Source organism: Cedecea sp. B1(4) (genome assembly GCF_059414925.1).
Genome location: NZ_JCAHMZ010000004.1, coordinates 472,538 through 486,956, shown reverse-complemented (window position 1 = coordinate 486,956; position 14,419 = coordinate 472,538). Strand labels below are relative to the sequence as shown.

Genomic DNA, 14,419 nt, shown 5'->3' with positions numbered 1-14,419 from the left:
TGGGGGGATTAATTGTGGCGTACTGCGCGCAGGAACTCCTGACGCGTATTCTGGCTGGACTTAAACAGGCCGCCGAGCGAGGTGGTGGTGGTCGCGCTGGTGGCGTCTTTTACCCCACGCGCTTTCACGCAGTAATGCACCGCATCAATGGACACCGCCACGTTGTTGGTGCCCAGCAGCGTTTGCAGCGCAATCAGGATCTGCTGGGTCAGGCGTTCCTGAACCTGCGGGCGCTGAGCAAAGAACTGCACGATGCGGTTAATTTTAGACAAGCCGATGACGGTATCTTTCGGGATATACGCCACGGTGGCTTTCCCGTCGATGGTCACGAAATGGTGCTCACAGGTGCTGGTCAGGGTGATATCACGCACGGTGACCATTTCATCCACCTTCATTTTGTTTTCAATGACGGTGATTTTCGGGAAATTGGCGTAATCCAGGCCGGAGAAAATCTCATCGACATACATTTTGGCGATGCGATGCGGAGTTTCCATCAGGCTGTCGTCACTCAAATCGAGATTAAGCAGCTGCATAATTTCCGTCATATGGGCGGCAATCTGGCTTTTACGGGTTTCATTATTCAGTTCACGCAACGGCGGACGCAGCGGCGTTTCCAGACCGCGCGCAACCAGCGCCTCATGAACCAGGGCGGCTTCTTTCGAGAGTGATGACATGCTGTTTTCTCCTGCAGGTGTGGCTGACCTCTGCCCTTCATGGGGCAAAGTGTCCGCTTATTGTGCGGCAGCACGTGCTTAGAATCCAGTAGTGCCGGGCATAATTATTGAAATCGAAAATACCGTTCATTGCCTGAGCGGGCGAGAACAATACCGTTGCGGCCATAATGCGGGATGGCTAGACTCAGGTGAAGTGAAAGTTGTTCATAAGTCTTGAAAATAGATAAGGATCCTCTGGATGGAATTACTGGAAGAACACCGATGTTTCGAAGGCTGGCAGCAGCGCTGGCGCCACGCGTCCACCGTACTTAACTGCCCAATGACGTTCAGTATTTTTCTCCCACCTCCGGCAAGCGCCTCCCCGCCGCCGGTGGTTTACTGGCTTTCCGGGCTAACCTGTAACGACGAAAACTTCACGACCAAAGCGGGCGCGCAGCGCGTAGCGGCCGAGCTTGGTATTGTTCTGGTGATGCCGGACACCAGCCCCCGTGGTGAAGAAGTCCCTAACGACGCAGGCTATGACCTGGGCCAGGGCGCGGGCTTTTACCTCAACGCGACTCAGCAGCCGTGGGCCACGCACTTCCGCATGTACGATTATCTGCGTGACGAACTGCCGCAGCTGATTGCAGAGAACTTTAGCGTCAGCGAAAAAGCGTCGATCTTTGGCCATTCCATGGGCGGACACGGCGCGTTGGTCATGGCGCTGAAAAACCCCGGACGCTTCCGGTCGGTATCGGCTTTTGCACCGATTGTTAACCCAACCCGCGTGCCGTGGGGGCAAAAAGCCTTTCGAGCCTATTTGGGTGAGGATGAATCCTTGTGGCAAGAGTGGGACAGCTGCTGCCTGCTGGGTAAAGCCTCGCCATCGGCGCAGTTACCGACGCTCATCGATCAGGGAGATGACGATCAGTTCCTCGCCGATCAGCTAAGGCCGGAAGAGTTTGAGAAAGTTGCGCAGGAGAAAGGTTGGCCGCTGACGCTGCGCATTCAGCCGGGCTGCGACCACAGCTACTACTTCATCGCGACGTTTGTAGAGGATCATCTTCGTTTTCATGCGGAGTATTTGCGGGGATAGGGAGTGCCCTCTCCCCTTAATTTTAATGATGAGTAATCTGTTACTCCGCTATTTTCCGTTCACGCATAGATCGATTTTCCCTGCACGTTCAGAGCACGGTGAACGTGTCAGGGGGAATTACGCCATTCCCCCTGACAACCCCCGGCGCCCGGCGAGCTCATCGCCGCTGAAGCGGTAAACCCACCGGCTATCACCCAAACATTCGGGGTCGTTCGCGATTCGTTCCCGACGATCGCTCTCTTTCGCTGTTCCCGACAGCTCAACCCCGCCTGAGTTGGGTCATAACCGGGGGCGCTGAGAGCCGGGAACAATGGCGTGGCTGTGAGACCTGAAGCAACGTTAACGTCCCGTGTGGCTGCAGGTTAAAAGCGAGGCACGGTTCCGGCTTAAATCGCCTCCGTTTTCTCTCCGACTGGCCAGGGTCCGGCCGTCGGGAACGGCCGGAGGCTGAGAGCGTCGGGAACGCATCTCAGGCGACCCAGGACTGGGAGATAAAACGGAGGTTTGCCGCTCACGCGGTCGATTTATTTCGCCGGGAGTCCGGGGTCTCGGGGGAGCGACGGTGGCTCCCCCGAGTCGTTCACGGTCTCTGTGATAACATATAAAACAGAGCTGGAAGTGAACGGAACTTCGATCGGCTCTTTTGAAAGAGCAGACAAAGCTATCTCCCGCTTAGAAACTATAATCCAGCGCCATAAAGTAGCGGCGACCGTCTTCGTTATAGCTGTAGATATCACGATTCAGATCTTTGTCGCCCAGGTTCAGAACCCCTGCCCGCACCTTCACGTTCTTGGTCGCTTTCCAGGCTCCGCCGGTGTTCCACACGATGTAGCCGCCGGGCGTTTTATCCGTTGCAGAAACCGCACGCTGCTTGCCGGTGTAGTTCGCCGACACATAGAACGACCAGTCTTCCAGCGGCGCCCAGTCAACGGTGCCGTTTGCGGTGTGGAACGACTGCTGCTGCAGCGGCTTATTGCCGCCGTTGCTCAGGTCACGTCCGTCGTTATAGGTGTAGTTCAGCGACAACTTCCACTGGTCGTTAAACGGTATTTTCAGCTCGGTTTCTACGCCGCGGATGCGAGCTTTGTTCACGTTGTAATAGCGGAAGATCGGGTTACCGCTCTTATCAAAGCCCACAAAGTTTGAGTAAGACGGTGCCACGCTGCGGTTCGCGGTACGCTGAATATCAATCATATCCTCAACGTTGTTCTGGAAAGCGGTCACGCTTCCGCTCACGCCGTCCAGAATGCCTTCGTCCCCGGCGTAATACAGCCCCAGCTCAAAGCTTTCGCTGGTTTCCGGCTTCAGGTCAGGGCTGCCGACAATCTGGCAGGCACCACGGCAGGATTTACTGGTCCAGTCCGGGCTAAGCTGCAGCAGAGACGGCGCTTTGAAGGCCGTAGCCCAGCCGCCTTTGACAGTGACGGTATCCGTCGCGTTATAAACGAGATAGGCCCGCGGGCTCCAGTGGTCACCGTAGGTTTCATGGTCATCCATACGAATGCCGGTGGTCAGCGCCAGCGGCTCGAAGATGCGCCATTCGTCTTCAATAAACAGGGCGTACTGGCTGGCCGAGGTTTGCGAGCTATTACCGCCGGTAATATTCACCGGATCGCTCAGCTTGTCATGCCGCCACTCCCCGCCGAAGGTCAGGAACTGGTTGATGTCGCTGAGCGGCAGCACCAGCTTGCCGTCCAGGCTGTTGTTGCGTGAAGTGATTGCCCCGCTGTTGCCTGGATTCAGGTTATCGATTTTGTCGCCATAGAAACGCAGTTCGGTATTGCCGAAGCCCCAGCGGCCGTTATGCCCGAGGGAGTAATCCTGACGTTCGATGCGATTCTTATCCAGCGAGTCAGATTCCCTGTCCTGGCGGTCAAAGCCGTAGCCCACGGTGACATCCTGATTTTCAGCCGGCGTCCAGGCAAACTCGGTGCTGGCATTACGGGAAGTGAAGCCTTCAATCTGCGGCGTTAGGCCGCTGGCGTTGGTCGTTGACGCCTGTTGGCCGTCCTTCTGGCGCTTACCCAGGCTGCCATAGACTTTTACGCCCAGCACGTCGTCAATCAGCGGGCCGCTGGTGAAAAAGTTGCCGTTATAGGTGTCACCACGATCGCGGTGTTCTTGCACCGTGGAATCTACGGTGAAGGTGCCGTGCCAGGCTTTACCGACTTTACGGGTGATGATGTTCACTACGCCGCCGAGGGCATCGGAACCATACAGAGAGGACATCGGCCCGCGCACCACTTCGATGCGCTCGATGGCATCCGCCGGGATCCAGTTCAGATCGAAGTCGTTATGACGGAATACCGCATTACGGGAGTTGACACGTTTACCGTCCACCAGAATCAGGGTGTAGCTGCTGTCCAGGCCGCGCAGGCTGACGCCCCGGCGGTTATCCCCTTCGTTGGTCAGTTGGACGCCAGGCACATTCTGCAGCACATCCTTCAGATTATTAACCGGTTTTTTTTGCAGTTCGTCCCGGGTGATGACGCTGATACTGGCGGGCGCATCTTTGAGGTTTTGCTCGGTGGCAGACGCGGTGACAACCAAGGTTTCTTCGCGATCGTCGGCGATGACGGGGAAAGCCAGACCAAGTACAGACGCACAAAGTCCTCCCCGAACAATGGGATTCAACCTTAACATTTCTTTCTCTCCATGAGGTGAATTACAAACGAAACAACCGTTTAGCGCTCACATTGCACTATGCGCCAGCGGCTACATTGGCCGCCGGCTGCATACTGTGTTCCTTAGTATTTCTGAAATGCGTTGTTATACGGTGGGCGTTTCCACCAGGCCGTCGATCAGCACCTGGGCAACGCCCTGTGAGCAGCGTTCAATGCGCCCCTTCACGCCGTAAACCTGGGCCAGACTGCGCGGAGTAATCACTTCCTCCGGTTCGCCGCTGGCAACCAGTTTGCCGTCGCGCAGCATGAGAACGTGCTCGCTATGGCGTAAAGCAATATTGATGTCGTGCACCACCACAACGGTGACGATATTACGCTCGCGGGTTTCGCGGGCGACCAGATCCATGACGTGGAACTGGTAATTTAAATCCAGCGCGCTCAGCGGTTCGTCGAGCAGCAGCAGGGACGGACGACGAATCAAAGACTGCGCCAGGCCCACCAGCTGTTTTTGCCCGCCGGAAAGCTGGTCGAGGTAGCTCAGCGCCAGGTGCGAGATCCCCAGCTGTTTCAGCAGCTGCATGACCTGCGCTTCGCTTTCAGCGCTGTGGCGGCCACCGGACGCGCGCTGCGCCACGATAATGGACTCCAGCACGTGGAGATGGACGCCCTGCGGCAGCGACTGCGGCAGATAAACCACTTTTTCGGCGCGTTTAGCGAACGGCAAAGCCATTAAGTCTTCACCATCAAGATACAGCTGCCCTTCCGCGCGATTCAGCCCCGCCAGCGAACGCAGCAGTGTCGATTTCCCGCAGCCGTTCGGCCCCAGCAGCACGGTGATTTTGCCACGCGGCAGCGTTGGCACGCTCAGGTTTTCGATGATTTGACGCTTCGGGTAACCGGCGTTGAATGCATCAATCTTTAAGCCCTGCATCACACGTTCCCCTTATGGCGCAGAATAATACTCAGGAAGAACGGCACACCCACCAGCGAGGTGACAATCCCCACCGGAATAATGACGCCAGGGATAATGTTTTTAGAGGCAACCGACGCCAGCGACAGCACTAGAGCACCGACCAGCACGCTGCCCGGGAGATAGAAACGATGATCTTCGCCAAACAGCATACGGGCGATGTGCGGAGCCACCAAGCCGATAAAACCGATGGGGCCGACAAACGCCACGGACAGCGCGGACAAAATACTGATGCGCAGCAACGTGCCTAAACGCAGACGCTTTACGTCGATGCCAAAACTGACAGCGCGATCTTCGCCTAAGCGCAGCGCGGTCAGCTTCCAGGAACTCAGCATGGAAATAGGCATGATGATAGCGAAGGCCAGCAGCAGCACACCGAGCTTGTCCCAGGAGGCGCGCGCCAGGCTGCCCATCGTCCAGAACACCAGCCCCTGCAGCGTGTCTTCGCTGGCGATAAACTGCAGCATCGACACCAGGGCGTTAAAGGTGAACACCAGCGCGATCCCAAACAGCACCACCCCGGAACTTGCCACGCGGGTCCAGCGGGTAATGGCGTCCAGCATCAGCGCGGCAAACAGTGCAAAGACGAAGGCGTTGGCGGAGATAAACCACTGATCGGGCACCCCTGGAATACCGATGCCGAGGATAATCGCCAACGCGGCACCAAAGGCCGCGGCGGAGGAAACGCCGAGGGTAAACGGGCTGGCCAGCGGGTTATTGAGGATGGTTTGCATCTCTGCCCCCGCCAGGCCCAGCGCCATACCAACCAGCAGCGCCATCAGCGCATAAGGCAGACGAATGTCCCACACGATCACCCGCGTACCGGCGTTAGCGCTGGCCGGGTCAATCAGAGTCTGCCACAGCGTATCCAGCGGCAGCCCGGACGGACCAAGGGTAAAGTCCAGCAGCAGCGAGGCGAAAATCGCAATAACCAACGCCCCCATCAGCAAATAGCGGTGACGTAGCACCTGCTGGTATCGCCCCATTATGGTGGCAGGCTGCGCCTCGTTTGGCATTGGATCGGTGGTGGCACTCATTAAGTCTTACCTTCGCTACTTCTTAAGATCGGTCCAGTACGTTCCCGTTGGCTCGACCGCCAGGAACTGTTTATAAAGTTGCTGCATTGTCTGTTCCGGGTTCACCTCAGCAAACTGCTGTGGATGGAACCAGGTTGCCATCGCCTGAATCGCGAGGATGTTGTACGGCGAATTGTAGAAATTGTGCCATACGCCATAGGCGCGCCCTTCTTTGACCGCCGTTAACTGGTCAATGCCTTTACGCTCCAGCACGCTCTTCAGGCTGGCCTGCGCTTCGGCTTGAGTAGCCTGAGCACCAAGCACTACGCCCGGAGAGGTTGAGCCTGGTGCTTTACCGCCGCTGGCAATATAAACCTGCGGGTCAGCGGCAAGCACTTTTTCCAGGTTAACGGTGCCCAGCGCGCCCGGCAGCAGGTTTTTGGCAATGTTCATGCCGCCCGCCAGGTCGATGAAGTCGCCCATGTTACCCTTGCCCGCCGAACCACAGCACTCTTCCATGGCCGCCGCACGCAGTTCTATGAAAACGGATGGCTTGTCTTTTTCAGCCATCTTGCCGGTGACGTCGGTAATTTTTTTCAGGTTTGCTTCATAAAAGGCGATGTAATCATCGGCCTGTTTCTCGCGATGCAACACTTTGCCGAGCACGCGCATGCTCGGCAAGGTATTTTTCAGCGGCGAGGTACGAAAATCGACGAAGACCACCGGGACGCCCGCTTTTTCAAGCTGAGAGACCAGCTCGCTGTGGCGGCCAGGGCCGTGACCAGACAGGCCAAAAATCGCCACGTCTGGGTGTAAAGTCAGCACTTTTTCCGGGCTGACGCTGTCGGCGGTGGTACTGCCAATCAGCGGAATGTCATCAATTTTCGGGAATTTCGCTTTATATTCCGCGTAAGTCTGCGTATCTAACTTACGGAAATCGCCCTGCCAGCCGACGATACGGTCAATCGGTTTTTGCCCTTCCAGCAGCGCCAGAGCATAAAACAGCCGCCCTTCCCCCAGCAAAATACGGTCAACCTTCTGCGGGATGGTCACTTCACGCCCGACGATATCGGTCACCGTCGCGGCCAGTGCGGCAGGCAAACCAGCGGCGGTTAATGCCAGAGCCAGACAAATATTCTTGAATTTAATCATACGCTTCACGCTAACACTCCTTCGTTCCTTAAAGAATGGCGTTAACGATAAAGCAAATGATAATGGTTATCAATTTAATTGTTCTCTACTATAACCTGGCGGAATTATTGCTGGCGAGAGCGAAATAAAAAAGGGCGTGATGATCACGCCCTCTAAAGAGTAACTTATTGTTGCTAAGGCTTATTTCTCACGAAATTTCGGGAATTCCATTTCGCTATAGCGCACAAAGCGGCTGCCCTTCGTTATCTTGTAGCCAAACCAGATAGCCAGGAACAGTGGGATGCCGATATAGGTCGCCGCCACGCCGCCCCAGTCAATGGTATCCGACAGGAACGCTTCGTAGTTCTGGCCCAGCGTGATGATCAGGCACAGCACGAACGCAAAGATCGGCCCAATCGGGAAGAAGCCCGAGCGGTACGGCAGGTCGTTAATGTCGTTGCCTTGCAGCACGTAGCCGCGACGGAAGCGATAGTGGCTGATGGCAATCCCCAGCCAGGCGATAAAGCCGGTCATCCCCGACGTATTCAGCAGCCAGAGGTAAACGGTCTGGTTGCCAAACATAGAAGTCAGGAAGCACAGCGCGGCAATAACGGTGGTCGCATACAGCGCGTTACGCGGCACGCCACCTTTGGACAGCTTCGAGAAAATACGCGGCGCTTTGCCGTCGCAGGCCAGGGTGTAAAGCATGCGCGTGGAAGCGTACATCCCTGAGTTACCCGCAGACAGCACCGCCGTCAGGATAACGGCGTTCATCACCGCCGCCGCAGACAGCAGGCCCGCGTGCTGGAACACCAGAGTGAACGGACTGACGCTGATGTCTTTCACGTCATTGCGCAGCAGGCTTGGATCGGTATAAGGAATGATCAGGCTGACAATCAGAATCGCGAACACGTAGAACAGCAGGATACGCCAGAACACCTGGCGCACGGCGCGAGGAATGTTTTTCTCCGGGTCAGCGGATTCTCCGGCGGCAATCCCGATAAGCTCGGTGCCCTGGAAAGAGAAGCCGACGATCATCGCCACGCCGATCATTGCGGCAAAGCCCCCGGCAAACGGCGCGTCGCCGGTTGTCCAGTTGCTCCAGCCTACCGGCTGCGCCCCTTTGAAAATACCCACGATCATCATCACACCCACAATGATGAAGATGATGACGGTGGTCACTTTTATCAGCGAGAACCAGTATTCCGCTTCGCCAAAGCCCTTCACGGAGATCCAGTTCAGCAGGAACATAATGCCCAGGAACAGCGCGCTCCAGATCCAGCCTGGGGTGTCCGGGAACCAGTAATTCATCACCAGCTGTGCGGCCACGAGGTCAACGGCGATGGTCACCGCCCAGTTGTACCAATAGTTCCAGCCGAGCGCGAAGCCGAAGCCGTCTTCGACATATTTCTGGCCGTAGGTCGCGAAAGAACCGGACACCGGCATAAACGCCGCCAGCTCGCCGAGGCTGGTCATCAGGAAGTAAACCATCAGGCCAATCAGCATATAAGAGAGCAACGCCCCGCCCGGTCCTGCCTGAGAAATTGTTGCCCCAGAGGCAACGAAAAGCCCCGTGCCGATGGATCCGCCGATGGCGATCATCGTCAGGTGGCGCGCCTTTAATTCGCGGCGTAAGCCAGGCGCTTCTGTCGTTTTATCTTGTGAAACCATAGGAAATTGTTGCCTATCCAAAAAATGAGGCAAGATTGTAACAAAACGTCTTTGTTCAGATAGCAGAAATCCCGGGTTATAAGAGAGCTTCATGATCGCCCGGCGATTATTAGCAAGTCACTTATCAGGCCGATAAGTTGAGGGGAATTAAAAAACCGCCGGCGCGCTCAGCTGCCCGGCGGTCAAAGATTAACCCAGCCCGCGCACGGACGAAATAAACTGCTGCAGTTCCTGAGTCCGGGGATTGGCGAAGAACGACTTGCTTTCCCCCTGCTCCCACACTTTGCCCTGGTGCATAAACACCACGCGGTCGCCGACTTCCCGGGCAAAGTTCATTTCGTGAGTGACCAGAATCAGCGTCATACCTTCTGCCGCCAGCTGCTCCAGCACTTTCAGCACTTCGCCCACCAGTTCCGGGTCAAGCGCCGAGGTGATTTCATCGCACAGCAAGACTTTTGGGTTCATTGCCAGCGCGCGGGCAATGGCCACGCGCTGCTGCTGGCCGCCGGACAGGTTAGCAGGGTAATAATCCACCCGCTCGCCCAGGCCGACTTTATTGAGCATCTCCAGCCCCAGCTCGCGGCATTCGGCGGCGCTTTTATTCAGCACCCGGCGCGGCGCCAGCATCACGTTTTCCAGCGCGGTCATGTGCGGGAACAGGTTAAAATTCTGAAACACCATACCCACGGAACGGCTGATTTCACGCGCCTGCGACTCGCGGTCGGTAATGGTCATGCCGCCCAGCTTGATGCTGCCGTCCTGGTAGCCTTCCAGCCCGTTCATGCAGCGCAGCAGAGTACTTTTGCCGGAGCCGCTGCGGCCGATGATCGACACCACTTCGCCCATGTCGATATCCAGGCTAACGCCCTTCAGCACATGATTGTCGCCATAATATTTCTGTACATCATTAATGGTGATGAGCGGCATTAAATTTTTTCTCCAGGTAGCGGCTGTAGCGCGACAGCGGATAGCAAAGTAAGAAATAGCCGAGCGCCACCAGGGCAAAGACTTTAAACGGCTCAAACGTCACGTTGTTCAGCATGGTGCCGGCTTTTGTTAGCTCGACAAAACCGATGATCGAGGCCAGGGCCGTGCCCTTAATAACCTGCACCGAAAACCCAACCGTGGGTGCCACGGCGATACGCATCGCCTGCGGGGCAATGACCCGGCACAGCGTCTGCCCGAAGCTCAAACCGAGGCAGCGGCAGGCTTCCCACTGGCCTTTAGGCAAAGCACGAATGCTGCCGTACCAGATATCCAGCAAAAACGCGCTGGTAAACAGCGTCAGGGCAAGCGTGGCCGCCGTCCATGGGCTGACATCAATGCCAAACAGCGCAATTCCGAAGAAAGCGAGGAACAACTGCATCAGCAGCGGCGTGCCCTGAAACAGCGCGACGTAGGCGCTGATGAAGCGTTTAGGCCATGTCCAGCGGCTCATGCGCAGCAGCAATAAAGGCAGCGTAACCAGAGTGCCGCAGAAAAAAGCAATCAGCGACAGCAGCACCGTCCAGCGGGCCGCCAGCAGCAGGTTGCGCACGATATCCCAGTCGGTAAACGTCATCATCCGACATCACTCCCCAACCATTTCCGCCCTGCCGCCAGCAGCAGTTGACGCATAATTAACGACAGCACCAGGTACATTAAGGTCGTCACCAGATAGACCTCGAAGCTGAGGAAGGTACGCGACTGAATGAGACTGGCCGCAAAGGTCAGATCTTCACAGGACACCTGGGACACCACGGAAGAGCCCAGCATCACGATGATGCACTGGCTGACCAGCGATGGATAAATACGCTTCAGCGACGGTGGCAGCACCACGCGTAAAAAGGTCTGGCTACGGCTTAACCCCAGCACGCGAGCCGCTTCCCACTGCCCTTTCGGCGTCACCTGAATGCCTGCGCGAATAATCTCGGTGCTGTAAGCCCCTAAATTAATCAGCATCGCGATAAGCGCCGCTTCCCCGGCGTTCAGCTTTAGCCCCAGCGCAGGGAGCCCAAAGACAATAAAGAACAGCTGCACAACAAACGGCGTGTTGCGGATCAGTTCCACGTAGCCGCCCCACGCCAGGCTTAACAGCCCCGGCTTTCCGCTGCGAATGGCTGCCCCGGTAATGCCGATAGCCACGCCACCGACCGTCGCCATAAAAGTGAGCCCCAGCGTCACCCACAGGCCGGAGAGTAACTCCGGCCAGTAAGGCATCAGACCGGCAAAATCAAGTTGCGTGGTCATCCCCGGTTCCTCAAGCGCCGAGGTTGGCAGGCAGCGGCGCCTGCATCCATTTCTGTGACAGGGTGTTGAGGGTATTGTCCTTCAGCGCGTCACCTATCAGCTCGTCCACCTTCGCTTTCAGCGCAGGTTCGTTCTTTTTCAGCCCGATGTAGCAAGGCGAATCCTTGAGCATAAATTTGCTGACCGGCGCTTTCGTCGGGCTCTGGCGGGCAATCGCCGCCACAACCAGGTTGCCGGTGGCGATGTACTGCACCTGGCCTGAAAGATAGGCGGAGATGGTGGTGTTATTGTCTTCGTAGCGCTTCACGTCGGCGTCTTTCGGTGCGAGGTCGGTTAATACCATGTCTTCTACCGCGCCACGGGTCACGCCAATGGTTTTCCCGCTGAGCGCTTTAGCATCGGTCACTGCGCCATCTTTCGGCCCGAACACGCCAAGGAAGAACGGGGCGTAAGCGCGGCTAAAATCGATGACTTTTTCGCGTTCAGCGTTCTTACCGAGGCTGGAAATGACCAGGTCAACTTTGTCCGTCTGCAGATACGGCACTCGGTTCGCGCTGGTGACCGGCACCAGCTGCAGCTTGACCTTCAGACCTTTCGCCAGGTAAGCTGCCATATCAATATCGTAGCCCTGAGGTTTTAGATCGGCATTCACCGAACCAAACGGCGGGAAATCCTGCGGCACAGCCACGCGCAGTACGCCGCGTTTTTCAATATCCTGCAGCTGATCGGCCATTACCGCCCCGGCCTGAGCCAGCAGTACCGTTGCGCCAACTAAAGAGAACAACCATTTTTTCATCGTCATGTGCAGCCTCGTCGCCTGATTGAAACAAAAGATTCTTTGAATTCAATTCTGCAACTAATGTGCCAACGACGATGAATCGCGAAGATCGTTGCTACATTGCGGTGAAAAGGAAGTTAACGGGCGGGAGGTTGCCTCGCAGCCACCCCCCAATCAGGTGCAGCTGCAAGATTTTGGTGCATTATGCTTCGCAGTAGCGCAGAAAACGCAGCAGCGCGTTAGAGAGATGCTTCTGGCGATGGTGGATCCGGTACAGCGTCCGCACCAGACGAGGGAGAGGAATAGCCACTTCAACCAATGAGCCGCTCTCCAACTGCTCGGCAATCACCCGGCGAGACAGGCAGCTGATGCCCAGCCCGTGGCGCACCGCATGTTTGATCGCCTCGGAATTGCCCAGCTCCATGCCCAACTGAAACTCTGGCAGATGCGAAAGCAGTAAATAGTCAACGATTTCGCGGGTGCCTGAGCCGCGCTCACGCAGGATCCACGGCTGCTTTGCCAGGCTTTCCAGCGTTACCGCCTGGTGCACCAGCGGGTTGCCCGGCGAAGCAAAGACCACCAGCTCATCGTCGAGCCACGGCTCGGTCACCAGCTCCGCCATATGACAAGGCCCTTCAATCAGGCCAATATCGACGCGAAAATCCGCCACCGCGTTAATCACGTCCTGGCTGTTGCCGACGCTAAGCTCCAGCGGCAGCTTCGGGAAGTCGCGGCGATAGCGGGCAATCATTTCCGGCAGAATATAGTTGCCAATGGTGCTGCTGGCATACACACGGATCGCGCCGTTATCTTCCCGAAACAGCTGTTCTATTTCACCGGCCTGCTCCAGCAGCCCGACAACTCGCGGATAGAGCAGCCTGCCGTGTTCATTTACTACGAGGCGCTTTCCCACTCGGTCAAAGAGCTGAACCCCAAGCTGACCTTCAAGATCGGCAAGCGCGGCGCTGACCGCCGACTGAGAGAGGGACAGCATCTGGGAAGCTTGCGTGGTCGAACCGCTTTTAAGCACTTCAGCAAAGACTTCGAGTTGCCGCAGCGTGATATGCATAAGAGAGATTTCCTGTGGTGGCAGCCGCCGTTTACCACTTATAAAGATTAATTATAAATATATAATCAATTTTATTTTTATGCCAGCCAGGCGTAGCCTTTTCCCTAAGACAGAGGAGAAGGTTATGACAGCACTTACCGCACAAGCTCACCGCCACACGCTGTGGCATTTTTTACCGGGACTGGCGCTTTCCGCCGCCATTACCGGCCTGGCTTTATGGCTTGGCAACATTCCTGCGGTGGCCGGCGTCGGCCTTAGCGCCCTGACGCTCGCCATCCTTTGCGGCATGATAATCGGCAACACCGTGTATCCCAAAATCTGGCAGCAATGCGACGGCGGCGTGCTGTTCGCCAAACAGCACCTCCTGCGCCTCGGCATTATTCTGTATGGCTTCCGCCTGACGTTTTCGCAAATTGCCGACGTTGGCATGAGCGGCCTGGTGATTGACGCCCTGACGCTGTGCAGCACCTTCGCCCTCGCCTGTTGGCTCGGTCAGAAAGTGTTTGGCCTGGACAGACAAACCAGCTGGCTGATTGGTGCGGGCAGCAGTATTTGCGGCGCGGCGGCTGTACTTGCCACCGAACCGGTGGTGAAAGCCGAAGCCAGTAAAGTCACCGTGGCCGTCGCCACCGTGGTTATCTTCGGGACGCTGGCTATCTTTATCTACCCGATGATTTATCCGTTCGTCAGCCACTGGTTTACGCCGGAAGCCTTTGGGATTTACACCGGGTCAACGATGCATGAAGTTGCCCAGGTTGTTGCCGCAGGGCACGCCATTAGCCCGGAAACGGAAAATGCGGCGGTGATTGCCAAAATGCTCCGCGTGATGATGCTCGCCCCGTTTCTGATTTTCCTGGCCGCCCGCGTTAAATCGCTGGCACCGGCTGGCTCGGCGCAGACCGGTAAAATCACCATCCCGTGGTTTGCAATACTGTTTATCGTGGTGGCGATCTTCAACTCCTTCCACTTCCTGCCACAGGCGCTGGTGAATGTGCTGGTCACGCTGGATACCTTCCTGCTGGCCGTGGCGATGGCGGCTCTGGGCCTGACGACCCACGTTAGCGCCCTGAAAAAAGCCGGGGTTCGCCCGCTGCTTATGGCGCTGGTGCTGTTCATCTGGCTGATTGTCGGCGGCGCGGCCATTAACTTGGCAATTCACCACCTGTTAGCATAATTCAATAC

The 14,419-nt window shown here is 56.7% G+C and carries 13 protein-coding genes; 2 read left to right on the top strand and 11 right to left on the bottom strand.

Going from position 1 to position 14,419, the window contains the following annotated elements; translation table 11 throughout:
* Positions 1 to 8 precede the first annotated feature (8 nt).
* Positions 9 to 674, bottom strand: a complete 666-nt coding sequence (folE, locus tag ACR6JA_RS11880; RefSeq protein ID WP_213712695.1) for a GTP cyclohydrolase I FolE — start codon at positions 672 to 674, stop codon at positions 9 to 11.
* 238 nt (positions 675 to 912) lie between these two features.
* Here folE and fghA point away from each other — a divergent pair, with 238 nt between their 5' ends.
* Positions 913 to 1,749, top strand: coding sequence for an S-formylglutathione hydrolase (fghA, locus tag ACR6JA_RS11875; RefSeq protein WP_213712697.1), 837 nt, complete (start codon positions 913 to 915; stop codon positions 1,747 to 1,749).
* A 672-nt stretch (positions 1,750 to 2,421) separates the two neighbouring features.
* Here the strand turns inward: fghA and cirA are convergent.
* The 10 genes from cirA to yieE form a co-directional block, all read right to left on the bottom strand.
* Positions 2,422 to 4,392 (bottom strand): catecholate siderophore receptor CirA, encoded by a 1,971-nt coding sequence (cirA, locus tag ACR6JA_RS11870; RefSeq protein ID WP_166991066.1) that lies wholly within the window; start codon positions 4,390 to 4,392, stop codon positions 2,422 to 2,424.
* A 126-nt stretch (positions 4,393 to 4,518) separates the two neighbouring features.
* Positions 4,519 to 5,307, bottom strand: coding sequence for an ABC transporter ATP-binding protein (locus tag ACR6JA_RS11865; protein WP_085938913.1), 789 nt, complete (start codon positions 5,305 to 5,307; stop codon positions 4,519 to 4,521).
* Complete coding sequence (locus ACR6JA_RS11860) at positions 5,304 to 6,380, bottom strand: FecCD family ABC transporter permease (protein ID WP_008459946.1); 1,077 nt, start codon at positions 6,378 to 6,380, stop codon at positions 5,304 to 5,306. Before ACR6JA_RS11860 ends, ACR6JA_RS11865 begins: the two co-directional genes overlap by 4 nt.
* A 15-nt stretch (positions 6,381 to 6,395) precedes the next feature.
* Positions 6,396 to 7,511, bottom strand: a complete 1,116-nt coding sequence (locus tag ACR6JA_RS11855; protein ID WP_039297049.1) for an ABC transporter substrate-binding protein — start codon at positions 7,509 to 7,511, stop codon at positions 6,396 to 6,398.
* 180 nt (positions 7,512 to 7,691) lie between these two features.
* Complete coding sequence (locus tag ACR6JA_RS11850) at positions 7,692 to 9,161, bottom strand: amino acid permease (RefSeq protein ID WP_008459942.1); 1,470 nt, start codon at positions 9,159 to 9,161, stop codon at positions 7,692 to 7,694.
* A 189-nt stretch (positions 9,162 to 9,350) separates the two neighbouring features.
* Positions 9,351 to 10,088, bottom strand: a complete 738-nt coding sequence (locus tag ACR6JA_RS11845) for an amino acid ABC transporter ATP-binding protein (RefSeq protein WP_039295413.1) — start codon at positions 10,086 to 10,088, stop codon at positions 9,351 to 9,353.
* On the bottom strand, positions 10,069 to 10,725 hold the full coding sequence (locus tag ACR6JA_RS11840) for an amino acid ABC transporter permease (protein WP_039295415.1): 657 nt from the start codon (positions 10,723 to 10,725) through the stop codon (positions 10,069 to 10,071). The genes ACR6JA_RS11845 and ACR6JA_RS11840 overlap by 20 nt, the downstream gene beginning before the upstream one ends.
* Entirely contained in the window at positions 10,722 to 11,390 is a 669-nt protein-coding gene (locus tag ACR6JA_RS11835) for an amino acid ABC transporter permease (protein ID WP_494492818.1), read from the bottom strand. The genes ACR6JA_RS11840 and ACR6JA_RS11835 overlap by 4 nt, the downstream gene beginning before the upstream one ends.
* 10 nt (positions 11,391 to 11,400) lie before the next feature.
* Positions 11,401 to 12,186, bottom strand: a complete 786-nt coding sequence (locus ACR6JA_RS11830; RefSeq protein WP_039297051.1) for a transporter substrate-binding domain-containing protein — start codon at positions 12,184 to 12,186, stop codon at positions 11,401 to 11,403.
* 184 nt (positions 12,187 to 12,370) lie between these two features.
* A complete protein-coding gene (gene yieE / locus ACR6JA_RS11825; protein WP_494492817.1) occupies positions 12,371 to 13,237 on the bottom strand; it encodes a DNA-binding transcriptional regulator YeiE in 867 nt (288 codons plus the stop codon).
* Positions 13,238 to 13,361: 124 nt separating this feature from the next.
* On the opposite strand from yieE, the gene ACR6JA_RS11820 reads away from it, so the two are divergent.
* Positions 13,362 to 14,411 carry a YeiH family protein gene (locus ACR6JA_RS11820; RefSeq protein WP_494492816.1) on the top strand — a complete coding sequence of 350 codons (1,050 nt, stop codon included), beginning with the start codon at positions 13,362 to 13,364 and terminating at the stop codon, positions 14,409 to 14,411.
* Positions 14,412 to 14,419: the final 8 nt, after the last annotated feature.